This window comes from Bacillus sp. FJAT-27916 (genome assembly GCF_001183965.1).
In the GTDB taxonomy this organism is placed as follows: Bacteria; Bacillota; Bacilli; order Bacillales; family Pradoshiaceae; genus Pradoshia.
Genome location: NZ_LFZV01000001.1, coordinates 1 through 25,998, shown reverse-complemented (window position 1 = coordinate 25,998; position 25,998 = coordinate 1). Strand labels below are relative to the sequence as shown.

Sequence of the window (25,998 nt, the reverse complement as noted above, 5' to 3'; positions counted from 1 at the left end):
ATGGCCGAGCTAAAGGACAGATTATGGACAAAAAACTTTGTTCTTATTTCGTTCATTAACTTCCTGCTCACACTTGTCTTTTACTTACTTGTTGTTACTATTGCCATGTATGCCGCCGATACGTATCATGCAACCGCAAGCCAAGCCGGGCTTGTTACCGGAACATTTATCATCGGAACATTGATCAGTCGTCTGTTTATGGGCCGGCTCATCAGCCAGTTTGGCCGCAAACGAACCTTATGGGTGGGAGCGCTGTTATTTACGCTGACCACTCTTCTTTACTTTTTCGAGTTCGGCATCGCTTTCCTGCTGTTCACTCGTTTCGTGCACGGACTTGCACTTGGAATGGCCAGCACCGCATCCGGTACGATTATTGCCCAAATCATTCCGGCCTCCAGAAAAGGAGAAGGAATCGGTTATTATAGCATGAGCGCAACACTTGCCACCGCCTGCGGACCGTTCATCGGTCTGTTGATGAGCCAGCACACAACATTCGCCAATATCTTTCTTTTCTGCCTGGTACTCGGCGCCATCTCGCTGACGCTCTCTCTCTTTGCGCATATTCCGCCGCTTGAGACTGAAGCATTGACACCACAGACAAAAGAGATCAAGCTTTCAGACTATCTGGAGCCAAAGGCGCTCCCGATTGCCTTCATCACGCTCGGCATTGCCTTTAGCTATTCAAGTGTCCTTTCTTTCCTGAATTCCTATGCAGCTGAGAGAAACCTAACGGAGGCCGCCAGCTTTTTCTTTGTCATCTATGCTGTCTCCATTCTATTGTCACGTCCATTCACCGGACGGTTGATGGACATAAAGGGACCAAACGTGATTATGTATCCAGGCTTCATCCTGCTTGCAATAAGGATGCTGCTGCTCGGTACGGCGTCCAATGCCCTTACGCTGCTATTATCTGGTGTGTTAATTGGTCTTGGCTTTGGAAATATGCAATCCTGCACACAGGCGATTGCCATCAAGCTGACACCGCCTCATCGTATGGGACTCGCTACTTCAACCTTCTATATCTTTTTAGACGGCGGTCTTGGCTTTGGACCATCACTGCTTGGACTCATTGTACCTTTCACCGGATTCAGTCATTTATTTATTTACTTAGGGGTTTGCTCCTTATTCCTCATCTTCCTATACAATCGGCTGCACGGCAGGAAGGAACGAGAAATCCGGTCGCAAGAGCAATCCACTATTTCAATTTGAGATTAATTCGGCCCGCCGGCTTCAAGAGCATAAATGCCCTCAATCATGCACAATCTATCATTAACACTTTTATTAGAGGAGGAATTCATCATGAAAATAGCTATGGCGAGTGATCATGCTGGATATGAACTGAAACAAGAGATTAAAGAAATTCTAGAAGGACAGGGGTATGAGATCGTCGATTTTGGCGCACACAGCACAGAAGCAGCTGACCTGCCAGACTCCATCTACCCTGCTTCTATTGCCATTGCACGCGGGGAAGCAGAGCGCGGCATTTTCATCGATGGCGTCGGCTATGGCAGTGCGATGATTGCGAATAAAATCTACGGCCTGAACGCCGTTGTCTGCCAGGATCCATTCTGTGCCAGACTGGCTCGCGAGCACACAAACAGCAATGTGCTCTGTTTAGGCGGTAAAATCATCGGCTCAGCGATTGCCCACGAGATTGTCGATGTATGGATGAAGACTGACTTTATGGGAGATGTGGAAAAGTACGTCCGCCGTGTTAAGAAGGTCGATGAGATATCAGAGAAGCATCTGAGAAAGCTTTCTGAAATTGAATCATAACCCTTTTACATAAGGGGCTGGTACAAAACGAAATAAATGATTGTCATTTATTCTTCCTATTCAATAGCAGGAAGAAATACACGTTTGTTCCATTCCGCGAGATGCACTCGCTTTCTGTGGGGAGGAAGGCTTGAGCCTCCTCGGCGCTTACGCTTGTGGGGGTCTCAGACTTTTCCTCTCTTCCCAGCGGAGTCGATTGCATTTCGTTCCACTCCACCCCCTCACTAATAATAGAAAGCCACAATCATCAACTAATGCATGTACGACAACAAATAAAGACCCGAATAATTAAACTGTAGATTCATTCATTTATCGTATCATTCGGTTGCCTTTTGTTAGCCCCCTCTCAACCCTACACAAAAGCCAAGCCTCCCTTCAAAGGGAGATTCAGACCCCTCCGAGGGAGATTTCGGAGCCCTCCGAGGAGGATACGGCTCAATCAAGCATTGCAACTACCTTCATCAACTCTCTTCAATCATTTTCTAGGTCTTCTGCTAATCCCTATTAATTCTGATCATCAGGTCTAATGACACTATTTTGCCATCACTTTCATGATAAAAAAGAATTATATAGTGTAAATTTTTACTGGGTATTTATGGCTATTATTGCCATAAAAACTATTAAATCCCTGCAAATCTGCTATATTGATTGATGGGAGTATGAACACTCCCTAATCAATAGGCTTAATTTAGGAGGAATGAATAGTTTGCGAAGATTATCATTAGCACAACTTGTTACTGTCTTCATGTTTGCCATTCTTTTATTCACCACCCCTTTCCAAACGTTACATGCAGGGGCCTCAAAAAAGGATAAAGGCAAGGGTCAATCCGAGGTTACCCTTCGTATTATGGAAACAACCGATATCCATATGAATCTGCTAAGCTATGATTATTACAAAAACAGCGAATCCCCTAATGTTGGACTCGCCAAAACAGCTACACTCATCAAGCAAGCACGTAAAGAAGTGAAAAACAGCGTCCTTGTGGACAATGGCGACCTTATTCAAGGGAACCCATTTGCTACATACAAAGCGAAAATCGATCCTCTTGGCAAAAAAGAAGTTCATCCAGCCATCAAAGCGATGAATCTGCTAGATTACGATATTGCCACACTTGGGAATCATGAATTCAATTATGGACTGGAATTCCTTGATGAAGTATACAATGATGCCAAATTCGATTTCATCAATGCCAATGTCTATATCGATGATAAAGACGGCAACCCAACTAACGATAAAAACAAGTATACGCCTTATAAAATTGTCTCTAAAAAGGTAAAGGACCAATCCGGCAAGACTCAAACCGTGAAAATCGGCTATATTGGCTTTGTTCCTCCTCAAATCAATGAATGGGATAAGGCCCATCTTGACGGCAAGGTCATCACGAAGGACATTGTCCAAACAGCTGAGAAATTCATCCCGGCAATGAAGAAAAAAGGAGCTGATGTCATTGTCGCAATGGCACACTCCGGCTTCAGCAGCAACGAAAAGAATACCGAGGATACGATTTATGCTTTAAGCAAGGTAAAAGGAATCGATGCCCTAACCTTCTCTCATACGCATAAAGTCTTCCCGGCAGCTGATGTCAGTAAGCTCGATGCCCTTTTCAAGGATGAGAACGGCAATGTCCTCCCTGGCGTGGACAATGAAAAGGGAACCATTAACGGTGTTCCTGCCGTACAAGCCGGTTTTGGCGGCGGCTCACTTGGGATTATCGACTTAACATTAGAAAAGAAAAAAGGAAAATGGATTGTCGCTGATTCACAATCCTCGACAAGAGCTGTTACAAAGGATGTCGCAGCTGACCAGAAAATCGTTAAAGCTGTCAAGAAAGATCATGAGGCAACCATTGAGTATGTCAACACACCAATCGGCACGACAACAGATGATATTTACAGCTACTTCGCCCTTGTGAAGGACGACCCATCCATTCAAGTTGTCACCAATGCTCAAACATGGTATGCCGAGAATTACATTAAGCTCAATAAACCAGAGCTCGCTGATATTCCCATTCTCTCTGCAGGCGCACCTTTTAAAGCGGGACGCAACGGCCCAGAGGAATTCACAGAAATCAAAAAAGGCGACCTGACTATTCGCAGCGCCGCTGACCTTTATCTATATGACAACACGTTAAAGGCCATAAAATTGACTGGTGCAGACGTCAAAGAATGGCTTGAGATGTCTGCTGGTAAATTCCATACGATTGATCCAGCCAACACTGCATCACAGGAGCTTCTCAATCCGTCATTTGCGGTATATAACTACGATGTGATTGATGGCGTGACCTACCAAATTGATGTAACGAAGAAACCGAAATACACACCAACCGGCGCTGTCGCTAATCCAGATTCAAGCCGAATCATGAACCTGGAATATAACGGGGAGCCTGTACAGCCCGATCAGGAATTCATTGTTGTCACAAATAACTACCGTGCCAATGGCGGCGGGAATTTCCCTGGCGTGACAAATGGAGAACTTGTCATTGATTCAGCTGAGGAGAACCGTCAAGTCTTGATGGACTACATCTCAGAGGTAAAGGAAATCACTCCGACAGCGGATGATAACTGGTCTCTTGCACCAATCGCTGGTGAAGTGAACCTAACATTCACCACATCACCGAAGGCTCAGGAATATATCACAGAAGACAGCCCGTTCACGTATACAGGAAAAACCGATGAAAAGGGCTTTGGAATCTTCACTTATGACCTAAACCGCGGCATCAGCATTCAGCTATTAAGCATGAATGATCTGCATGGCCAGTTGGACACTGTGACAACTGTAGGCGGAAAAGCAGCGGGACAAATTGAATACACAGCTGCTGCCCTAAAGGAGCGCGAGGCGGAGAATCCCAATACATTCATTGTTCACTCCGGTGATATGATTGGGGGCAGCCCGCTCATCTCGGCCAGCTTCCAGGATGAACCGACTGTTGAAGTCATGGAAGCAATCGGCTTTGATGCCGGGACACTTGGAAACCATGAATTTGATGAAGGTATCGATGAATTGAAAAGGATGATCTCCGGCGGGGATCACAAAAATGGCACAGAAGGATATGACGGCATGGACTTCCCTGTCGTTGCTGCCAATGCCTATGACACACGTGATGGCAAACTCATTACCGAGCCTTACACAATTCTTGAAGCAGAAGGCCAAAGGATCGGCGTAATCGGGGTCGTCACACAGGAAACACCTGAAATGATTGTTCGAAAAGGAAATGAAACATTAAAAATTACGGATGAAGTCGAAGCCATTAATACCTATACGGATGAATTAAAGAAGGAAGGCATTGAAGCCATCATTGTTCTTGCCCATAATCCTGCCATCCAGGAAGGCTATACAGACCGTTACGACGCTAGCAAAATCGCTGAACAAGTCGATGATGAAGTCGATATTATCTTTGCAGCTCATAACCACGTTGGCATGAACCGCGTGGTCGATAACAAATTGATTGTTCAAGCTTACTCCTATGGCTCTGCCATTGCAGATGTTGATATTGAAATCGACCCAGTCACCGGCGATATCTTCCACAAGGAAGCAGAAATCGTTACCGTGTTCCAAAGTGATTACACACCAGACCCCGAGGTCAGTGCGATCATGGACAAATACACTGCACTTGTTGAACCCATTAAGGCTCAGGTTGTCGGCCAATCTGCCGAAACCTTGGTCAAAGGGTACCCGACTATTGCACAAACCAATGGTGACCTTGCCCTTGGCAATTTGATTGCTGATGGAATGAGAGTCGCGATGGATGCAGATATTGCCATGATGAATGGCGGCGGCGTCCGCTCTCCTCTTGAGGCTGGAGAAGTCACCTTTGGCGATTTATTCGCCATTCAGCCGTTCGGCAACGTCTTAAACAAAGCAACACTCAGCGGAGCTGATATTGCCGTTGTACTCAATGAGCAAATCACAGCTAGAGGTCTTGATTATCATGTCTCAGGCCTGAAATACACATACACCTATGACGATGCGACCAAAACAGGCAAAGTCGTCGATATCTTCCTTCCAGATGGAAGCAAAATCGACCCTGAAAAGGAATACACAGTTGTGGTGAACAATTATATGTACTCGAACATCAGCACAAGCTTTGATGAGCTTGCAAGCTCCATGGAGGTTGGCCCAGTTGATATAGACGCAACTGTTGATTACGTAAAAACCTTGCCGAAGCCGTTTACCTATGCGGTTGAAGGACGAATCCAGCGGGTTCAATAATAAGGATGACCTGTTAGGATGCAATCGCATCCTGGCAGGTCTTTTTTATACGGATTATGCTTCCTCAACGAACTGGCTACCCGAGTAATCATGGTACCATCATGAAGGGTCCTTTTGAATGGATTCTGCCTAAAATCACCAAAATTTGGTTCAAAAACTCCCCAGCTTGTCCATTTTGACCTTATCAGTGCTGAGGGGTGCATGTGCCGATAGATTATCTCTTGCATTTGATGATTTATGGGCGAAATTATCTTGTTTAAGAGCGAGAACCTTTGCTTTATGGGCGAACTCCCATGGTTTAAGGGCGAACGGCAGTATTTATGGGCGGTAGTTTTCGAGTATGGGCGAAATGAAGATGTTATGGGCGGAAATAATGGCGTATGAGCGATAATCCAAGCCTAAGGGCGATACCCGCACCTTCCCTCCAACTCTGCTCATAGGAATACCCTCACCCATCATGCCGGCATACCCCATACAAAAAGCCGCCCCTCTATACACAAGGGACGGTCATTGCCACTACCTATTCAAATAATTTCTCGTATTGCGCATACCCTTCCTCTGCCAATTGCTCCTTCGGGATGAAACGCAGAGCAGCAGAATTTATACAGTAACGTGCACCATCCGGCCCTGGCCCGTCATCAAATACATGACCAAGATGAGAATCTGAGGCTTTAGCCCTGACCTCAATTCGCCTCATTCCATAGGAGGTATCAAGCTTCTCCTCGAGCTCCATGCGCTGCAGCGGCTTTGTAAAGCTTGGCCATCCGCATCCGGCATTATACTGGTCCAGTGAGCTGAAAAGAGGCTCTCCCGTAATAATATCCACATAGATCCCTTCCTCTTTATTATCCCAATACTCATTATCAAAAGGCGGCTCTGTCGCATTATTCCTCGTTACTTCATATTGAAGCTCAGTCAATTCATTTCTGAGCTGCTCATCTGTTTTAACCTTTTTCCAGTTCTCCCGGATAAACCGGGCACGCCCGGATCCTTCCCTATAAAGATTATAGTGGAATGGATTTTTCTTGTGGTATTCCTGATGCTTCTCCTCGGCCTGATAAAAGGGGGCAGCAGGGCGGATTTCCGTCACGATGTCCTTCTGAAAACGCCCGCTCTCAGCAAGCGCCTGCTTGGACTTCTCTGCCAGTCTCCGCTGATCCTCATTATGATAAAAAATGGCCGTCCGGTAGGAATGCCCTCGATCATTAAATTGGCCTCCTGGGTCAGTCGGATCAATTTGCTGCCAATATTGCTCAAGTAATGTCTGATACGGCATCACATCAGGGTCATACGTGATTTGTACAGCCTCATAATGCCCCGTCGTATCTGAGCATACCTCTTCATAGGTTGGGTTTTCCGTATGGCCGCCAGTGTAGCCAGAGACAATTCCCAAGATTCCCGGCTGCTCCTCAAAGGGCGATACCATGCACCAAAAACAGCCACCCGCAAATGTCGCAAGCTCCTTCTTTTCTCCCATTGAATGATTCCTCCTTTTTTCAGCTCGTAACGTATATAATAACCTTTCCTCTCTCTTTCAAACGCAAAAGAGAAGTGTCCATACGGCACTTCTCCTCTGTCATCAAGCCCCTGGTTGGGCCTTATGTTCTTTTTTCAATTCTCCTAATCGTTTCTTCACTTGATCTCGTTTACTAAGGTGCCGATAGCCAATGAATGTAACGATGAACGCTCCTGCAGCATCAACAATGAAATCCTCCATCGTATCCCGGAGCGCATCATGTCCCGTAAGAATTGTCCCATCTGCCGTCATGAATTTCTGCATATTCGTCCCTAGAATGCCGTCGGCAAGGAATTCATAGATCTCCCACACGGTTCCGCATGTCAGGGCAAAGCAAAAGGCGAACAGGGATACAAAGAATGGACTTAAGGTAATATGCAATCTCTCCATATCATTAAAGAAACTGACAATGACAAATCCTAAGGCTCCAAGCATCCCTGCGCTGAAGCAGTGAAGAATCAAGTCCCAATAAGGGATCTTAAAGTAAAAGTTCTGAACCTCGCCAAGATAAATCGCACAAAATAGAAAAATAAAATACATGATTTCCATAATATCTGGTATCTCAACTCGGAAACGCTGCTCCACCTTGGATGGAAGGAAGATAACAATACATCCAACCACACACTGCAGAATCATTAAAATATAATCGCTGCGCATACGCTCATATTCATGATGAGCAAGACCCGAAGGTGTAATAATGGCCATGTAGACAGCATACACGGTTGAGATTATGAGCAAAATCAAGACGATGCGAAAAATAACCGTTTTGTATTTCTCGTAATAGTAATTCTTTTTATCTGCCAAAATCTTATCCCCTTTTTATATCTTTTCAGTCATGTTTTATTATAGTAGGTATTTTGATACAAAAGCTAATATTTTACTATAATTTCTTTACTATATGATAGGTTTCAAAAAGGGTATAAGCTCTTGACTGACATACGCGGAAACAAAAGCCCCCCTAGAATTTGATCTTAGGGGGGGCAATTATCTTTATCCGTGATGAGCAAGCTCTGGAACATCTAATCTAAGCGCCCCAGATGTGGCGGCATGGATTTGAGCAAACAGCTCTGGATTCTCTGCAAGTGAAATGCCGTAGGAAGGCACCATTTCCTTGATCTTGCTTTCCCACCCGCTCATTTCCTGCGGGAAGCATTTTGCCAGGACCTTCAGCATGACATGCACGGCAGTAGAAGCACCAGGAGATGCACCAAGCAAGGCTGCTACAGACCCGTCAGAGGCACTGACAACCTCTGTTCCGAATTGAAGCGTTCCTTTGCCGGCATCCGTGTCCTTAATGACCTGCACGCGCTGGCCTGCAACAACGATTTCCCATTCATCACTTTTCGCATTCGGGATGAATTCACGAAGAACCTCCATGCGCTTCTCATGGGATAGCAGCAGCTGCTCAATTAAGTATTTCGTTAACGGAATCTCCTTTACGCCAGCCGCCAGCATCGTCAATACATTATTCGGCTTCACGGAGTTAATCAAGTCCATATTTGAGCCGGTTTTCAGGAACTTAGGCGTGAACCCGGCAAATGGCCCAAATAGAAGTGCCTTCTTATTATCAATGAAACGAGTATCCAAATGAGGCACGGACATTGGCGGTGCTCCGAGCTTCGCCTTACCGTAAACTTTGGCATGATGGCGCTCCACCACCTCCTGATTCTTGCAGACCATGAATAATCCGCTTACAGGGAATCCGCCGATATGCTTTGACTCAGGAATGCCGGTTTTTTGCAGCAATGGCAGGCTTCCGCCCCCGCCGCCGATAAAGACGAATCTCGCTGTATGATATTCAATTCTTTCCCCGTCAAGGTCCTGAACCTTTACTTCCCAAAGGCCGTCACTTGTACGTTTTATATCCTTGACGACGTGCCGGTAATGGACTTCCGTATTTGTTTTCGTTAGATGGTTAAACAGCATCCGGGTTAAAGCGCCGAAATTCACATCGGTTCCGTCATCGATTTTCGTAGCGGCAATCGGCTCAGATGATGTTCTTCCTTCCATCACAAGCGGCAGCCATTCCTTCAGCACGTTCGGGTCCTCAGAATACTCCATCCCCTGAAACAGTGGATTATCTGCAAGCGCTTTAAATCTCTTCTTCAAAAAGGAGATATTGTCTTGCCCCTCCACTAGGCTCATATGCGGGATTGCCCGGATGAAATCCTGCGGGTTCTGGATTAGTCCCTTTTGCGTAAGATAAGACCAAAATTGCTTGGACAGCTGAAATTGTTCATTGATGTTAATGGCTTTCTTGATATCAATTGACCCATCCGGCTTCTCAGGCGTATAGTTCAGCTCACACAGGGCTGAATGTCCTGTTCCAGCATTGTTCCACTCATTTGAGCTTTCCTCTCCCGGACTCTTCAATTTCTCAAACACCTTGATCTGCCAGCTTGGCTCAAGCTCCTTCAGCAAGGATCCCAAAGTCGCACTCATGATTCCGGCACCGATTAAAATGACGTCTGTTTCTTTCCGTATGCTGTTCATATTACCCTTCCTTATCCCCTTTTATTTGCAAAAAACCAGGTACTTTACACAGATGTTACACAACCAAAAGAAGTTACAGTTGGACCTACGTTTATCTAGATTTCAATGACCATATTTAATGTTAAACCATTCACTATATTTTAACAATTATAAACTATTTTAAGATTAAAAAACGGTTTCATGCTCATAAAGCCGGGCTATCTAATCATTTTCTCCTATGACAGCCGTGCATTTAGCCTTCCTGCGTTTCAGGGCAAACAAACAAAGGAATAGTATAGAAAAATGAAAGGGATGGAGATGACAGAAACAATGAATACGAAAAAAGAACATTCCTACTCAAGCAGGAATATACTTTCCGGCATATTGTTTGGCATCGGCTTTGCGGCCTTCGTTGATGAAGTGGTCTTTCATCAGCTGTTACGCTGGCATCATTTCTATGATCGTTCAACAACGGAGATTGGCTTGATCTCTGATGGACTTTTCCATGCCTTCAGCTGGTTTGCGACAATTGGAGGATTATTCCTTCTGGCCGACTTACGGAGGCGCCATGCATTCATTAAGAAGATATGGTGGGGAAGCATCCTCCTTGGTGCCGGAGGCTTTCAGCTCTATGACGGTACAATCCAGCATAAATGGATGAAGATACACCAAATCCGCTATGTCGATAATGTCTTTGTCTATGACCTGGTTTGGAACATCGCTGCCATAATGATGATGATTGCCGGCCTGGCCTTTATTCTATCCTCTAAACGGAGAAAGGCGGCCTCCTAATATGCATCATCATGCACCATTAGCCATCCTGCCTCAGATCTTGTTAAGCATCCCATTTATCCTTATCTTCATTGTATATATCTTGGCTGTCTTTAAAACCAATCGAACATATAGGCCATGGCCTCCCTATCGTACTGTTATGCTATGTCTGGGGACTGGCCTTGCCATTCTATCTGTTGCAGGGCCGTTAGCTGAGCGCGCTCACTACGATTTTCACGCCCATATGGCCGGCCATCTCTTCTTCGGCATGCTCGCTCCATTATTGATTGCCCTGGCCGCTCCGATAATGCTCATACTTCGCGCCCTGCCTACAAGGCTAGCAAGGCTGTTATCCAAAGGGCTTAAAAGCCGTCCAATCGGCTGGGTCACCCATCCGATTACAGCCGCATTTCTCAATATCGGCGGTTTATGGTTTCTTTATACGACAAGCCTATACTCCCTTATGCATGAGCATATGTGGTTGCACGTGTTCATTCATGCCCATATCTTTCTAGCGGGATACGTATTTACCATTTCACTCATCTATGTGGATCCCATTTATCATCGTGTTTCCTATCTTACTAGAGCGATCATACTCGTCCTTTCACTAGCCTTGCATAGTATCCTTGCTAAATATTTATATGCCAATCCCCCAGAAGGGGTTTCAGCAACCGAGGCTCAATCAGGTACCATGCTTATGTATTATGGTGGGGACCTCGTGGATGCAGCGATTATTTTTATCCTTTGCTGGCATTGGTATAAGGCGGCAAGGCCGCGGGCTGCCTTTGATGGTTAAAAAGATTAGGGGGAAGGCGCATAGACCTTCCCCCTGTTCATTAAAGACTACTCTCCCTCTTTCATCTCAAAGAGGTCATACTTAATAGAATCGTAATGGCCATGATAAATAACAGAAAATGGATTGATTACTCATAAAGCTGCACTTGATACACAAATCTATGTCATGGGATAATAGAATTAACAAATTTTTACACAAAAACCTATAATCCAGAAGGGAAAGATGACCCATGACCAACCATTCTCTCCAGAAAATCAGTCAAATTGGTATTCCTGTCAAAGATCTTAACCGTGCTGCCGCCTTTTATAAAGATATACTCAGCCTTCCCCTCTTATTCCAAACCGACCGTATGGCCTTTTTCGACCTCAATGGTCTGCGTATCATGCTTTCCTTGCCGGAGAAGGAGGAATTCGCCTGCTCCAGCTCTGTTCTTTATTTTCAAGTAGAAGAAATACTTGGAGCTTATGAGGAGCTCCTATCAAAGGAGGTTATCTTTACAGGTGAACCTCATATCATCACCAAAATGAACGGGGTAGAGACGTGGATGGCCTTTTTCCGTGATTCGGAGGGGAATACGATGGCGCTGGTAAGTGAGGTAGAGGTATGAAGAAGGAGGCCACATTGGTCTCCTTCTTCATGTATGATGATTATTGCTGTCCCATCAATCAACCACAAACCCTTGCAAATCCCACTTCTCCACCCGAACAACTGCCTCTCCAGAAAAGGCAATACTTTCATCGTCTGGTTTGGGAAAATAACGGGCGGTAAAAACCTTCTCGCCCCCGTTCAAGAAAATCTCCAAGGAGGAGTGATCAAGAAAGACGTGAATTCTTGAAAGAGAGGAGATGACACAGGTTCTTGATTCAAGTGCTCCTGTTTTGACGTTCCTTCTCTTCAAGATGACTTCATTCTTATTCGCATCATAAATGAGTTCAGCGCTGTTTCGGAGGGTGATGGTAAACTTGCCGCCCTGCAGTTCAAGGAGCTCAATCATGAGCTCGATTGATTTGCCGCCAATCGGAGGGGGAAATTGCCCTGCTCCATCAAGGACTAGCTCAGCTTGGACCTTATTCTCTCGAAGTCCCTTCATTTCATTCAAAGGGCTTTGATACAAGCATCCATTCTCGAAATGAAGCTCTCTTGGCATTGTCAAGGCGTGCACCCAGCGGTGGGAGATTGTCGGCTGGTGCTGTTCTGCTTCATCTGTCATCCCCATCCACCCATAGAGAATGGTCCGTCCAGTATCGTCCATGAAGGTTTGCGGAGCATAAAAGTCAAACCCACGGTCAAGCTCAGTGAAGGGCCCGTGCTCATAGGCAAACTCCCTTTCATCAAATTCCCCGGCAAAATAACCGGATTGAAAGAGATTTTGATAGTCACGCCCACTAGCCTCCAAGCCTTGCGGAGATACAAGAAGAATGTCCTTTCCATCTAAGTGAATGAGGTCCGGACATTCCCACATATAGCCGAAATCATCTAATCCATTCAGTCCGCTGCCAGCTATCGTCCCGGCCTCCTCCCATTCATATAAATCCTTTGAGTGGAAGAGGGCGACAGCTCCTTGCTCCTTAACAGTTTGTGCACCTAGAACCATGAACCATCGGTCACCCTGCCTCCATACCTTCGGATCACGAAAATGAGCGGTATAGCCTTTCGGAAGCTGCAAAACAGGCCCAACCTTCTCAAAGTGAATGCCATCCTCTGAAACAGCTAGACATTGATAGGTTTCCCGCGCCCCGTCTGCTTGCTTCACATTCCCGGTATAGAAGAGATACATTTTCCCCTCCCATTCAATCGCACTCCCGGAATAGCAGCCATTTTTGTCATACCATTCACTCGGGGCAAGCGCGATTGGCTCCTCCTGCCAATGCAGCAGGTCCCTTGATGTGTAATGTCCCCAGAACTTTGCGCCATGGGCTGTTTCAAATGGATTCCATTGATAAAAGACATGGTATACACCCTTAAACTGAATCAATCCATTCGGGTCATTCAACAGTCCAACTGGCGGCATGAGATGGTAGTGCAGCCGATAAGGGTCTTGCTGTACTGTTTTATGATATTTATCCGTCACTTCCCGCGCCCATAGCCGCAGCAGCTGATCATTCTCTGACATGGTATAACCATCCTCACTCATTTTTTTATGAATAAAAGGCAGAACGACACTCGCCTGCCTTTCGTTTATTATTGTTCGATTTCCTTCTTCATCTTATCTGAATAGCCAAACATCCAGGTGAGTGCGAACGCTACTGCAATTGAAACAAGGTTCACCAAAATATACGCAAGAAGCTGTCCGTTCAAATAAAGCAATGTCCCTGGGATTACTGTTACCGCCATTCCCGTTGCCTCCAATTGGAATAGAGAGGCCAGAAAGCCGCCGACAGCCCCGCCGATTAGACCCATAATAAATGGTTTCCCGTAGCGTAAATTAACCCCAAACAAGGCTGGCTCTGTAATTCCTAAGAATGCTGATAAGGCGGATGGGAAACCTAACGCCTTCAGTTTCGTTGATTTTGTCTTCATGGCAACCGCTAATGTCGCACCACCCTGGGCAGCGACTGCACAGGTGACGATGGCATTATAAGGATTACTCTGGAATTCAGCAAGCAGCTGGATCTCGAGCATATTAAAGACATGGTGGACACCTGTAATCACGATGATCTGGTTCAAGCCGCCAATAATCAGCCCGCTGATGCCAAATGGCCATGAAAGGACAGCTTTTGCGGCAGTCAAAATACCATTCTCAACCGTATGGAAGATTGGCCCGATAACAAGCAGGGATAAAACAATCATCACAAGCAGTGTCAAAAATGGGGTCAAAATTAAATCCAATGATTCCGGTACACGCCTTCTAATGGCCCTCTCTAATTTAGCCCCAATGATTCCGGCAATAAATGCCGGCAGAACAGAGGCTTGATAGCCGACAACCGGAATAAAGCCGAAGAATTCAAGCGGTGTCACATCCCCGCCCGCAACCGCCCATGCATTCGGCAAGGACGGTGACACGAGCATTAAGCCAAGTACCAGCCCAATGATTGGGCTTCCTCCAAATACCCGAAATGTTGACCAGGCGACAAGGGCCGGCAAAAAGATAAAGGCCGTGTCTGTTAATACTTCCGTAAAGAGAAGGAAGTTGCCGGATACGTCATCAGGTGTCAATCCAACCAACCCGAGTATTTGCTCCTGCATCAGGAGACCGCGAAGTCCCATGAATAATCCCGTTGCAACAAGCACCGGAATAATTGGAACAAAGACATCCCCAAATGTCCGAATGGCCCGCTGGAAGCGGGTTCCGCTCTTAACAGCCTCCTTCTTCTGGTCAGAAGGATTCATAGTGGAAAGGCCGAGTCCCTCCACCTCTTCATATACCTTATTAACGGTACCGGTTCCGAATATAATCTGGTATTGACCTGAATTGAAGAACGCTCCCTTAACCTTCTGGATGCCCTCTACCTTCTCCTGATCAATTAATTCCTTGTCATTCACCATGATGCGGAGTCTTGTTGCGCAATGAGCCACAGAGGAAATATTCTCCCTTCCTCCAACGGCTTCAATCACTTCCTCTGCAATTCTGCGATTCTCTGACATTGCCATTCACCCCTTCTCATTCTATTCCATCCCATTTTTCAAAAAAGATACGTACATTAGTTCAATGTGGAATCGATTCCACAAACAATAAAATAAAAGTGCAACCGATTTATGAAATCGATTACACAACCATTATATACTGTCCCTTTGTAAAAATCTATGTTTTATGTTCCTCTTTATAACTTGTTTTCCATTATTATCAATCAACTCCAGCATTAGAGCTGCTGCTTCGCGCCCTGCTTCCTCGACCATAAAATCAATGGTCGATAAGGATGGCGTAATAAACTTCGATAGTTCAGATGCTCCCATCCCGGCAATGGCGATTTCATCCGGAATAACCAGCCCGGACTCCTTCACATACTGCATCGCACCAATCGCGAGCCTATCAGTCACAGCAAGAACAGCCGTTGGCCTCAACGATGAAGTCTCCATTATTTCCCTCATGCAGGCACGTCCAGATTCCAAATCAAAAATCCCTGTTTGAACCCAGCTACCTTCTATCGGCAGACCGCTCGCTGCCATGGCATCCAAATATCCTTTCTTCCGCAGTATCCCGACGGCTGGATCTGACTCACTGACTCCAATGAACGCAATTCGCTTATGCCCTTTATCAATAAGAGCTTGCACGGCATCCTTGGCTGCCTGATAATCATCAAATACGACATTGGGGTGGCCTGGCATATCCTGTCCAACCGCAACAAAAGGAATGGCCAGCTGGTTGATTTCCGCCATAAGCTCCGGCTCCGTATTCGTTGCTGACAGAATAATTCCGTCTACATGCCTGCTTCTTAACAGCCGTAAATTCTCTATCTCCTTTTCCGGAATCAAATTGGTATTGGCAAGCAGGATTTGATAGCCCGATTCACCCAAAACCTCATCAATTCCCTTTACAAGGCGGCTCGAGGTCTCCGTGCTGATCTTCGGAAGGATGACCCCAATGACCTTTGTCTTCTTCGTCCGCAAGGATTTAGCATGCTGGCTTGGAACATACCCTGTTTCTTCAATAACTTTCAGAACCGCACTTCTCGCCTTTTCGCTTACATAGCCAGAATTATTCAAGACGCGAGAAACCGTCGTTCTCGAAACATTTGCTCTCTGCGCAATTTCCTTTATCGTTAGCATCGAACCGTTCCTCCCTTTAAATCTATTATCATTTTACACAAATCAGCTAAAAAGACATAGAAACAAACGGGCACACGTAATCCCTATTATTTGGTAAATAGTTTGAATTGATTTACAATACAACCAAAGAAACTCGTTGGATTCAATTCCGTCAAAATACATGCAAAGGTGGTAATCTAGATGTTCAAAAGCCTATTTAAGAAAAAACAGCCGAACGATCAAGACCCGATGCTCGTACCCTTAAAAGGAAAGGTTGTTGATCTCGAGACTGTGCCAGATCCTGTATTCGCCCAGAAAATGATGGGAGATGGATTTGCCATTGATCCTGCCGACGACACAATCCTCTCACCTGTTGATGGAGAGGTCATCACCATCTTCCCTACTAAACATGCCATCAGCCTGAAAAGCAATAAAGGCAGAGAAATCCTCATCCATGTAGGACTTGAAACCGTTCAGTTGAACGGGGATGGATTCACACCTCTCGTCATGGACGGCCAAAAGATCAAGAAACGCCAGGAGTTGATGAAGGTTGACTTTGAAGCCATTAAACCAAGAGTCCCATCTATCCTGACACCCGTCATTTTCACAAATCTGGATGAGAATGAAAAGGTTGTTGTGGAGGGAGAGAATATGTTTATAAAAAACTTATAACTATATTACAATAATTGAATATGCTAACATTCTCATGAAATTGACCCTCTCCTGATGCTTAGGTGAGGTCTTTTTTGTGATAAAAGAACCCTCAAAAGGCAGATTTCTGTTTTACATTTTATAGGAAAAAATAACTTATGAACCTTCTAATATATGGTAGTTTTTGCTTACCAAATATCCTATAATTAGATGATGACTAATCGAAATGGGGGATATTATGAGAAAAGGATTTATATTATTAATCATTGCTGTATTTCTTATTTTTAACGTAGGTTCCTATGTATCTTTTGCTGAAGGTCCGACTGAATCAAATGAAGAGGAAAAGAGCTTAATAGTCAACTCAGATGAGGGGGAAATGGAGGAGAATCCCTTTGAAGGTTCAATGGTGCAAGACTTGCGAGCAGTCGCAACATCCCCTGCCACCATTGATCTTAGCTGGTCAGCTATAGAGGGAGCCACAAATTACGAAATCTATCAAGCAAGTGGTCCAAATGCTGAATACACGTTGATTGATACCGTTTCATCTATCTCCTACACCTTGCAAAACGTCACTCCTGGCCCTGTAAAGTATTACAAGATTAGAGGCGTCCAAGAAACAAATGAAATGTACCTTTATAGTCAATATTCCCAAATAGTCAGTGCCGCCACTTCCCTGACAGCTCCGCTAAATCTTGAAACAGCAAAAACAACCTATAATTCCGTTACTCTATCATGGAGTCAAGTAATTGGCGCAAAAGGATATGAGATCTATGCAGCTGAATCTGCCAATGGTACCTTCAAACGAGTTAAAATCACCTCAGATACAACCTTTACCCACACAAATCTAGCGACTAACAAAAGTTACTTTTATAAAATCAAGGCTTATTCTCAGGATATAACTACCTATTATGGTCCGTTCTCTAACACCATCAGCGCTAAATTATCGTTCACTGCTCCTGTTAATCTCAAGGTTACCAACAAGACCTATAACTCAGTAAGCCTATCCTGGAGCAAAGTACAAGATGCAAAAGGGTATGAAATTTGGATGGCATCTGCCAAAGACGGCAAATATACAAAAGTAATTTCTACAACATCCACATCCTATACTCATAAAAATTTGGCAACAAACAAAACCTATTATCACAAGATTAGGGCATATACAGGAAACCCAACCGTATACACTTCCTATTCAGGAGCTGTCAGTTCCAAACTTTCCCTTGCCTCACCTCAAAACTTCAAGGTAGCCAAGAAAACGTACAACTCTGTCTCACTCTCTTGGAGCAAGGTTCAGGATGCCAAAGGGTATGAAATTTGGATGGCGTCCTCAAAAGATGGCAAATATACAAAAGTAACATCTACAACATCCACATCTTATACTCATAAGAATCTCGCAACAAATAAAACTTATTATTACAAGATTAGGGCATATACAGCAGGAAGCCCAACTGTATACTCCTCCTATTCAGGAGCTGTCAGCGCCAAACTTTCCCTTGCCTCACCTCAAAACTTCAAGATAGCCAAGAAAACGTACAACTCTGTCTCACTCTCTTGGAGCACGGTTCAGGATGCCAAAGGATATGAAATTTGGATGGCGACCTCCAAGGATGGCAAATATACAAAAGTAACATCTACGACATCCACATCTTATATTCATAAGAATCTCACAACAAATAAAACCTACTACTATAAAATTCGATCATATGCTGGAAGTAAGCCTGTTTACAGCTCCTACTCCAGCATTGTTAGCGCAAAGCTATTTGTCCCTGCCCCTTCCTCACTAAAGGTATCAACCAAGACCTATGATTCTCTGACTTTATTATGGGGTAAGGCAAATGAAGCCAAGGGTTATGAAGTATATATGTCGACAACAAAAAACGGCAAATACACGAAGGTTAAATCAACTGAATCAACATCTTTTAAGCACACTAAATTAACCACAAATAAGACCTATTACTATAAAGTCAGGTCGTATGTAAAATCCGGCAAGAAAACGTACTACAGTTCCTTTACTAGTAAAGTAAAAGGAAAACCAACACTTAATGCGGTACCCTCAGTCAAAACAAGCGGTCATGTTGATGCTATTAAAATTAGCTGGGGATCAGTAAGTGGAGCTAATGAATACAGGGTTTACCGGTCATCCTCCAAAAACGGCGATTATAAAGTAGTTAAATCAACAACTGATAAGAGTTATACAGATAAATCTGTCAAAAAGAGAGTCACATACTACTACAAAATCGCAGCCATCCGGAAGGTAGGAAAGAATACTTATGCAGGGCCTGCCAGTACTATTACCAGCGGCATTACGCGGACAGTTGAAAAACCAAATTTCTCTGTTTGGACATCTAGTGAAACTGATTCCTCTACGTATGCCGTGTTACTCCATATTGAAAATTATGGCTCCAAGCCGTTGCGGATTTTAAGTGATGGTGCTTTGATTGATAATGAGTATGAGGATTTTGATCGCCCTTTGCAGCAAATTGATGTCGACACGATTGAAGATCTCGAATGGCTAGAAATTGGAGCGAAAAGCGATTCGTTTATCGGTTATCGGGTGATTGGCGGCCCGACCTGGTATGATAGAAAATCAACCATCATCTATGAATTCAAATACGATGGAATTGAGTATTATGGGTATGCGAGCAGCTATTATGGCTCCTATTATTCGGAAAAGAAAAAATAGACCTAACAAGAAACCCTCATTCGGCTAACAACCGAACGAGGGTTTTTCATTCCCAATAATATTATTGCTTCCCTTCTTCCTCCGGATAAACAAGTCCCCACTCCCTGCGAATCTCCGTCATGATATCCATAACATCCTTCGTCAGGTTCAAATGAGTTACCTCTTTATTGCCCTTAACGGCTGCCTCCATGTCCTGCATTTCATAATAGAGCGCATCCTCGGTGTTTCCGGTCTCGATTACTTCCTGCTCACCGGTTTCCGTATAGGTAATGACCGCTTTTTGGCCTCTTGGGTATTCCATCAGTTCAATATAGCCTTTGTCACAGGAAATCATTCCGCGCTTCGGCTGTTTGGAGTGCAAGGTTAAGGCGATGGTCACCATTTCTTGCTTTTCGTTCATCATGAGGATGCCCGCCTGCTCATCAACACCTGTTGGTGCGTATTTCACTTGGCTCACGACTTGGTTTGGTTTTTCAGACATGAACCAGCGAGCGAATGAGATTGCGTAAACGCCAATATCCAAAAGAGCGCCTCCAGCCAGCTTTTTGTTAAAGAAACGGTTCTCCATATCATATTCTTTATAGCTTCCGAAATTCATCTGGATCATCCGAAGCTCGCCCATTGCACCAGAATCGATTCGTTTTTTCAGTTCTTTGTAGATTGGCATATGGAAGATAGTCATTGCCTCTGCCAATACGACTTGATTCTCCTCAGCGAGTTTGATGCACTCATCCAGTTCTTCACTGTTAAGGGTGATTGATTTCTCTACCAATAAATGCTTGCCGTTTGAAAGTGCCTCTTTCATGAATGGAAAATGAGTGTTATGCGGTGTTGTGATATAAATAATATCGACATTCTCATCATGGAACATCTCGTGGAAATCATTATATACTTTGCCGATTCCATGCTTTTCTGCAAAATCTATCGCCTTGCTATGCGTACGGTTGCCGACAGCATAAAAGGTCTTGCCCGCCTTTTTCAAGGAAGCTGCCATTTCATTTGCGACAACCCCTGTCCCTAATACAGCCCAGTTTAAGTTTTCTCTCATTCGGATAATCTCTCCTTTGTATATCAGTTTTATACCAAACTACCGCTCATCATTATTATGGAATTGCAAATGCTCTACTTTTTTTACTATAACAAAATAACTTAATTAGCGAAAAAAGGTTGATGATTTTGAGGACTATACGAGCGGTATGGATAGTTGCCTCATAAAAATCTTACGAATCTGTTCCTGAAAATGCAAAGCGCTAAGTCAAAGTAAGTTATGACTGCCGATACTATGGCCGTTAAAAAATCTACTGCAGCCCTTACAACCTCCCTTTCGGACAAACCGACTATGATATTTCCATCTTCTCTTAAGAGATTCCTATAATAGAGTATATGCCGATGTTAGATGAACCTAAAAAAGAGCCAGTTATCATGGATAACTGACTCTTTGTTTAAATGATTAAAATGGGTTGGTTGCGATAAAGCTTGCTGTTTTCACATACATGCGCGGATTAATTTTCAGCTGATCCACGATAAATTCAGCGATATCCTCCGGCTGGATATATTTCGCATCATTGTTTTCCTTCATAAGATCCAAATCGAGTGCAAGATCTGTCGCAACAGTGCTCGGTGTCAAGGCTGACACGCGAATATTATTGCGGCGCACCTCCTGGGCAAGGGATTCTGTGAACCCGATGACCGCGAATTTTGATGCGCTGTAGGCACTTGATGTCGCCGCTCCATTCAATCCGTTGGTTGAAGAGATATTAATGATATCCCCACCGTTTTTCTCAACTAGCTGAGGAAGTACGGCTCTTGTCACATAATAGGTGCCAAGCAGATTCGTATCAATGATTTTCTTCCACTCTTCCGGATCCATTTCAACCACCTTGCCGAATGAGGCAATACCCGCATTGTTAATGAGAATATCAGCCGTACCTAATTGGCTGGTCAATGTTTCAATAGCTGCCTCAACCTGCTCTTTGGATGAAACGTCCGCAGATGCATAAGCAACCTTCACTCCAAGACTCTCAATCTCAGCTGCTGCTTCCTTCAATGTAGCCTCTTTACGTGCAAGCAGTCCAATATGAACTCCCTCTTTGGCTAAGGCAATAGCCGTTGCCTTGCCAATTCCTCTTGCTCCGCCTGTGATAAAGGCAATTTTATTTGTTAATGCTTGTGCCACTTCTTTCAGCTCCCTTCAAAACTACATTCTATCTTCCACTATACTATTTCCCCTCCCATATGACTAAAAGGTTGCTTCCTTTCAACAAAAAAACACCGCTGTCTATCAGTGACGGGTTCTCTTTTCTTATTAAACTAACGCCCCTGTTAGTTTAAGTATATATATTCACAAAATTTGTTTATTAAGTTAAATAAATACTATAACAAAATGCAAGATCTATTGAATAGGTAAAAATGCCACTTGCCAAATTCCATCTTCATTTTTAATCATCTTAAACCCACTTTTCCCTTTGCCAGAATCATATTCAATATAACCTTCATAATCATTCGTCTGTATGAATTCTCCTTTGTCTATATTTTTGAATTGTTTTATGACCTGTTCACTAGTTCCTCTGTCAGTTACGGGAATTTTTTCATCTTCTTCTTTTGACCATTGAATATACTCTTTTCTGTCTGTATATAAAGCATATTGAGCATCAATTTTTTTATCTAATATTGTTTGAACATATAACTTCCCAATACTGATAGGTTCTAACCTCCTTAAATGTTCTAGATTTAAATCTTTTTGAAAGTCAGTATAAACTTTCTCCTCCTCATTAGATAGTTCAAAAAGGTTAAATTCAGCGGCAGAGCTATCGACAATTACTTTATTCTCAACTGTCTTATCTTCTTTGATATCTGTTTTCTCAAAATTACAAGCTGTTAATAGGATTGTTCCAGAAATAAAAGCAATACCCAAATATTTACTAATCATTTCTCCTTTTCCTTTCCTAGTTCATTCAGATCTGTCTCTAAACAGATCCTTCACTCATAAGAAGTTCAACAGAAAAAGGCATTAATCCTCCTTTGGATCAACGCCCCAATTAGTTTCTTTGTACCAATTCGTTTATATCCTATGTGTAATTATCCTGCTCTAATCCATATTTAATCGTTTGAGTTAATATTAAATCTGCTCAATTGGTATAATTTCGATCAAAAGTCGAAACCAATTGATTAAAGATATCGAGAGCAGCCTCTCTTTTCTTTTCGCTTTTATTGTATTTGGGATTACGAGTAAATACAACCTCATCATAGGCTATGCGTATTTCACCCAATGTATCGACAAATACCATCTCTTTTTCTGAAAAATTTTTATAATCATTGTTCTCAACACAGACTACTTTCAATTCATAAGCCAGATCATCGATTTTCTCCTTAATATCCATATCTCCACTGTTAACACTGTCTTTCATTTCATTTGTAAAAGTGATACCCATAGATAGGACATCTTCCCGAACCCCTGTACTTTTTGAATCATTATTGAGTTCTGTTTGAGAACAACTGGTTGCGAGACCCACTGCCATAATTAACACACAAAATTTTAGAGTTAGAATGGTTTTTTTCATTACTTTTATAATAAAGGTTCCGATTTTTTAATATCAAATGGGGTTGAGACGATTTTAACATTTTGACTTTTGCTTGGAGTAAGTTGAAGATGCTCTGCTTTAACAAATTCTTTCACTTGACCTTTTCCATCGATTTCTCCCATTTTCCCACCGACTCCATTCGATATCCCTGGTGTTTGTTTAAACACTTTCATCCCTCTTTTCTACTGCCCCTTTAGTAAAAAACGACTGCTCTTATATCCAACTGCACCGATTAACAAGAATTCATAAATAATTTTATCCTAATGGACTTACCAATTCCTCTGATTGAAGGATTAACGCGGTTAATCCCATTTCACTTCCGCTAAGATGTCCTTCACCTTTATTCCAGAACACTCCCTGTCCACTTTTAATTGTCACTCTTTGTTTATTTTCTCCTTCTACCCATCCTTTGCCTTCAACTACTAAGAACAGCTGAGGTACTGGTGCTTTGTGATAACCAACAATTCCTTCTTGCTCTATGGTGATAAAGTCTATATTAGTGGGTGATTCTGTTTTCATAAACTTTGAATAGAAAGAAGATATAGAGTTATAATTACTGATTTTCTAAGCTGCCTCTCTTCCAAATTTAAAAACTTCCATATATTCATCTCCTATCATTTGGTATTTCTTTGTTTTATTTATTCGACAATCTTATTGAGCTAACCTGCCCTTTTCTACAATAAGAAATTCAACAAAAAAGAGCATTAATCCTCCTTGGATCAATGCCCCTGTAGTTGAATAACGAATTTCCCTATCATCTCCAATCTTTAGCCATAATAATAAAGTTATATGTATTTCCTCTTATTTCATTGTCAAATTTCCCCTTCTTTTTAAAGCCAATCTTCTCATACGTTCTTATCGCTCGTTTGTTAAACTCAACTACGGCTAATTCTAAATGACTAAAATTCAGTAATTCTCTACCTTGTTCAACCACCGTATGAACAAAATTAGAACCATTCCCCTGTCCTGTAAGAGATGGTTTCATTTGCACCCCCACAGCTAATATCGTTTCACCATCATCTTCGACATTATAAAATTCGCAATTCCCAATTAAATTGTTGTTCTCATCAACCACTGAGAATTGTTTTTCTGAATTGACACTTTGGATAAAACCATCGATTTTTTCTTGCTGGATATTGTTATCATAAAAAGAATATATACCATCATATGTCCAAGTAATAAATTCCTTAACATCTTCTTCTGTTCTTTTTCTAATCTTATAACCCATAGCTCTTCATCCCCTATCTATTTCCTAATTCTACATCCATATGTTGCACTTAGCCTCCTTTTAAACGGTTATGTACTAAACTTGAGGAATTACACAATAAAAAAATGCCTTATGTTTAATCCTTCATAAGACATTTTTAAGCAATCTATTCTTTATGTTTATAGATAATTCTTTCTATAGTTTTAATAGAGAGGTGGTAATCCTTAGCCAATTGAGCTTTTGATATTCCATTATTATATCTATAATAAATAGCTTGATTTCTTTTTTCTAATGTTTTTCTCGCACCATTCTTTTCTCCCCAGGAAAGCTCATTTCCTCTTTTCCTAGGGATATATAAATAATCTCCATCAACATATTTCTGAATAACTGATATTAATTCTTTTGGCAATAAATCATCAGCCCTTTTGTATCCCATATCTGTCCCTACTTTCTTATTCTTATAATGTAATTAATAAGAATAAGCAAAGACCGCTAAAACCATTTGTTCATCTATTTACTTTCTCAATAGCAGCCTTTGCTGCTAACAAGAGAATATTCTTATATTAAGGTATTTTCCCATTACAAACCCTCCTATAGTAACTAAATGATACACCTGTTGGTGATTATCTTAAATAATTCTATGACAACTGGTTCTATTCCTTCTTCCGCTAAACTGCCCGTTAGCTTAAGAAACTTTTTTCATTTACATCTATTATGTTTACTAATTCATCTAAGGTTCCAATGCACTTATTGATTTCAGACAATTGATAAAAAGTACTTGTGGTTTCTAGGTTATCTACTTCATTGTCTGATGAATAAAGATAGATTTTCTTACTATTACCAATAGCAATTCCAAGTTCAACGTGGCTGCCTTTTCCTGCTGGTAATAAAACTACAACAAAGTCAGCTTCTATTACAGCATTGGTCTCCTTTTGACCTATCTCCTTAAGTTCCTCTAATGTAGTAATGTTTTCATTTAGAGTCCAATCGTATGTATGGGTGAATCCTTTTTCTTTCAATATTTTACTAACATATCTAACCTTTTCTATGTTCTTAAAGCTAGAAGCAATATAAAATTTCATCTTTCTCCCCCTTTTTTAATCATAATATTTTAAAATTCCTTCTTTCACTAACCTGCATCGATAGTTTAAGAAAATTCCTTCACATACTAATCTTTACATAAGATCTTTTAAGCGTTTAATTACTGAATGAACTGTCAATCTGTGAAATGAAATAAGTCTACCCCTAAAAATGACTGAAAATATACCATAAGGGGTTGGAGATAGCTCCATTAATTCTTCTCTGCCTTTGAAATCAATTATCTTAGCATCAATACCCAATTTATTTGCACCCTCGATTATATTTTCTGTCGCAACTTCTACATAAGGACATTGAAACGAACGTAGTATAGTAAGTTCGCTAAATTTTTTAACTCTTTCATCCCAATTAGTAGGAAAAAAAGGTAGTGATGTACTATCTTCAAATTGATAAACGAGTAACTCAAAATTATAAGGTGCTGTATCTACCAATTTAAAGTGTTTCTTTAAAAAGATATCCTTGCTTGGTGTCCAAGAGGTTTCAGAATTTGTTACCACTACTACGCCTTGCTTAGAGCGTCTTTTTGCATCTTCAAGACAATTGTTAATTAGTTT

23 protein-coding genes and 1 pseudogene are annotated in these 25,998 nt (G+C 42.5%); 8 read left to right on the top strand and 16 right to left on the bottom strand.

The window, feature by feature from the left end; all coding sequences use genetic code 11:
* The 3 genes from AC622_RS00120 (at position 1) to AC622_RS00110 (ending at position 5,986) form a co-directional block, all read left to right on the top strand.
* Positions 1-1,209, top strand: coding sequence for an MFS transporter (locus AC622_RS00120; protein WP_049669213.1), 1,209 nt, complete (start codon positions 1-3; stop codon positions 1,207-1,209).
* 90 nt (positions 1,210-1,299) lie between these two features.
* A complete protein-coding gene (rpiB, locus tag AC622_RS00115; protein ID WP_049669212.1) occupies positions 1,300-1,776 on the top strand; it encodes a ribose 5-phosphate isomerase B in 477 nt (158 codons plus the stop codon).
* A 697-nt stretch (positions 1,777-2,473) separates the two neighbouring features.
* The gene (locus AC622_RS00110) at positions 2,474-5,986 is read left to right on the top strand and encodes a bifunctional 2',3'-cyclic-nucleotide 2'-phosphodiesterase/3'-nucleotidase (RefSeq protein WP_156185518.1); all 3,513 of its coding nucleotides are present in this window, start codon (positions 2,474-2,476) and stop codon (positions 5,984-5,986) included.
* 520 nt (positions 5,987-6,506) lie between these two features.
* Here AC622_RS00110 and msrA read toward each other — a convergent pair.
* The 3 genes from msrA to AC622_RS00095 all read right to left on the bottom strand — a co-directional run bounded on the left by msrA (position 6,507) and on the right by AC622_RS00095 (position 9,995).
* Positions 6,507-7,463 (bottom strand): peptide-methionine (S)-S-oxide reductase MsrA, encoded by a 957-nt coding sequence (gene msrA, locus AC622_RS00105; RefSeq protein ID WP_049669211.1) that lies wholly within the window; start codon positions 7,461-7,463, stop codon positions 6,507-6,509.
* A gap of 102 nt (positions 7,464-7,565) precedes the next feature.
* Positions 7,566-8,306, bottom strand: coding sequence for a hypothetical protein (locus tag AC622_RS00100; protein ID WP_049669210.1), 741 nt, complete (start codon positions 8,304-8,306; stop codon positions 7,566-7,568).
* Positions 8,307-8,492: 186 nt separating this feature from the next.
* Positions 8,493-9,995: a malate:quinone oxidoreductase gene (locus AC622_RS00095; protein WP_049669209.1), complete on the bottom strand. Its 1,503-nt coding sequence runs from the start codon at positions 9,993-9,995 to the stop codon at positions 8,493-8,495.
* A 309-nt stretch (positions 9,996-10,304) separates the two neighbouring features.
* On the opposite strand from AC622_RS00095, the gene AC622_RS00090 reads away from it, so the two are divergent.
* The 3 genes from AC622_RS00090 to AC622_RS00080 all read left to right on the top strand — a co-directional run bounded on the left by AC622_RS00090 (position 10,305) and on the right by AC622_RS00080 (position 12,148).
* A complete protein-coding gene (locus tag AC622_RS00090) occupies positions 10,305-10,766 on the top strand; it encodes a DUF2243 domain-containing protein (RefSeq protein ID WP_231589462.1) in 462 nt (153 codons plus the stop codon).
* 1 nt (position 10,767) lies between these two features.
* Entirely contained in the window at positions 10,768-11,541 is a 774-nt protein-coding gene (locus AC622_RS00085) for a cytochrome c oxidase assembly protein (protein WP_049669208.1), read from the top strand.
* A 229-nt stretch (positions 11,542-11,770) separates the two neighbouring features.
* Positions 11,771-12,148 carry a VOC family protein gene (locus tag AC622_RS00080; protein ID WP_049669207.1) on the top strand — a complete coding sequence of 126 codons (378 nt, stop codon included), beginning with the start codon at positions 11,771-11,773 and terminating at the stop codon, positions 12,146-12,148.
* Positions 12,149-12,202: 54 nt separating this feature from the next.
* On the opposite strand, the gene AC622_RS00075 is transcribed toward AC622_RS00080, so the two are convergent.
* The 3 genes from AC622_RS00075 to AC622_RS00065 form a co-directional block, all read right to left on the bottom strand.
* Positions 12,203-13,654, bottom strand: a complete 1,452-nt coding sequence (locus AC622_RS00075; protein ID WP_049669206.1) for a sucrose-6-phosphate hydrolase — start codon at positions 13,652-13,654, stop codon at positions 12,203-12,205.
* Positions 13,655-13,722: 68 nt separating this feature from the next.
* The gene (locus tag AC622_RS00070) at positions 13,723-15,126 is read right to left on the bottom strand and encodes a sucrose-specific PTS transporter subunit IIBC (RefSeq protein ID WP_049669205.1); all 1,404 of its coding nucleotides are present in this window, start codon (positions 15,124-15,126) and stop codon (positions 13,723-13,725) included.
* Between the two features lie 132 nt (positions 15,127-15,258).
* Entirely contained in the window at positions 15,259-16,248 is a 990-nt protein-coding gene (locus tag AC622_RS00065; protein WP_049669204.1) for a LacI family DNA-binding transcriptional regulator, read from the bottom strand.
* 180 nt (positions 16,249-16,428) lie between these two features.
* Here AC622_RS00065 and AC622_RS00060 point away from each other — a divergent pair, with 180 nt between their 5' ends.
* Complete coding sequence (locus AC622_RS00060) at positions 16,429-16,899, top strand: PTS sugar transporter subunit IIA (protein ID WP_049669203.1); 471 nt, start codon at positions 16,429-16,431, stop codon at positions 16,897-16,899.
* A 217-nt stretch (positions 16,900-17,116) separates the two neighbouring features.
* Positions 17,117-19,558, top strand: coding sequence for a fibronectin type III domain-containing protein (locus AC622_RS00055; RefSeq protein ID WP_049669202.1), 2,442 nt, complete (start codon positions 17,117-17,119; stop codon positions 19,556-19,558).
* Between the two features lie 61 nt (positions 19,559-19,619).
* On the opposite strand, the gene AC622_RS00050 is transcribed toward AC622_RS00055, so the two are convergent.
* The 10 genes and pseudogenes from AC622_RS00050 to AC622_RS21140 form a co-directional block, all read right to left on the bottom strand.
* Entirely contained in the window at positions 19,620-20,606 is a 987-nt protein-coding gene (locus AC622_RS00050) for a Gfo/Idh/MocA family protein (protein ID WP_049669201.1), read from the bottom strand.
* A 402-nt stretch (positions 20,607-21,008) separates the two neighbouring features.
* A complete protein-coding gene (locus tag AC622_RS00045) occupies positions 21,009-21,734 on the bottom strand; it encodes a 3-ketoacyl-ACP reductase (protein ID WP_049669200.1) in 726 nt (241 codons plus the stop codon).
* A gap of 216 nt (positions 21,735-21,950) precedes the next feature.
* Positions 21,951-22,487, bottom strand: coding sequence for a hypothetical protein (locus AC622_RS00040; protein WP_053103691.1), 537 nt, complete (start codon positions 22,485-22,487; stop codon positions 21,951-21,953).
* Positions 22,488-22,686: 199 nt separating this feature from the next.
* The gene (locus AC622_RS00035) at positions 22,687-23,076 is read right to left on the bottom strand and encodes a hypothetical protein (protein WP_156185517.1); all 390 of its coding nucleotides are present in this window, start codon (positions 23,074-23,076) and stop codon (positions 22,687-22,689) included.
* A 47-nt stretch (positions 23,077-23,123) separates the two neighbouring features.
* Complete coding sequence (locus tag AC622_RS00030; protein WP_049669198.1) at positions 23,124-23,306, bottom strand: hypothetical protein; 183 nt, start codon at positions 23,304-23,306, stop codon at positions 23,124-23,126.
* Between the two features lie 88 nt (positions 23,307-23,394).
* The gene (locus tag AC622_RS00025) at positions 23,395-23,658 is read right to left on the bottom strand and encodes a cupin (protein ID WP_231589461.1); all 264 of its coding nucleotides are present in this window, start codon (positions 23,656-23,658) and stop codon (positions 23,395-23,397) included.
* A 235-nt stretch (positions 23,659-23,893) separates the two neighbouring features.
* Positions 23,894-24,367 (bottom strand): GNAT family N-acetyltransferase, encoded by a 474-nt coding sequence (locus tag AC622_RS00020; RefSeq protein WP_049669197.1) that lies wholly within the window; start codon positions 24,365-24,367, stop codon positions 23,894-23,896.
* A 145-nt stretch (positions 24,368-24,512) separates the two neighbouring features.
* Positions 24,513-24,782: a CD3324 family protein gene (locus AC622_RS00015; protein ID WP_049669196.1), complete on the bottom strand. Its 270-nt coding sequence runs from the start codon at positions 24,780-24,782 to the stop codon at positions 24,513-24,515.
* A 244-nt stretch (positions 24,783-25,026) separates the two neighbouring features.
* Positions 25,027-25,428 (bottom strand): nucleoside 2-deoxyribosyltransferase, encoded by a 402-nt coding sequence (locus tag AC622_RS00010; RefSeq protein ID WP_049669195.1) that lies wholly within the window; start codon positions 25,426-25,428, stop codon positions 25,027-25,029.
* A gap of 93 nt (positions 25,429-25,521) precedes the next feature.
* Positions 25,522-25,998, bottom strand: a pseudogene (locus tag AC622_RS21140) (GNAT family N-acetyltransferase); the annotation flags it as partial.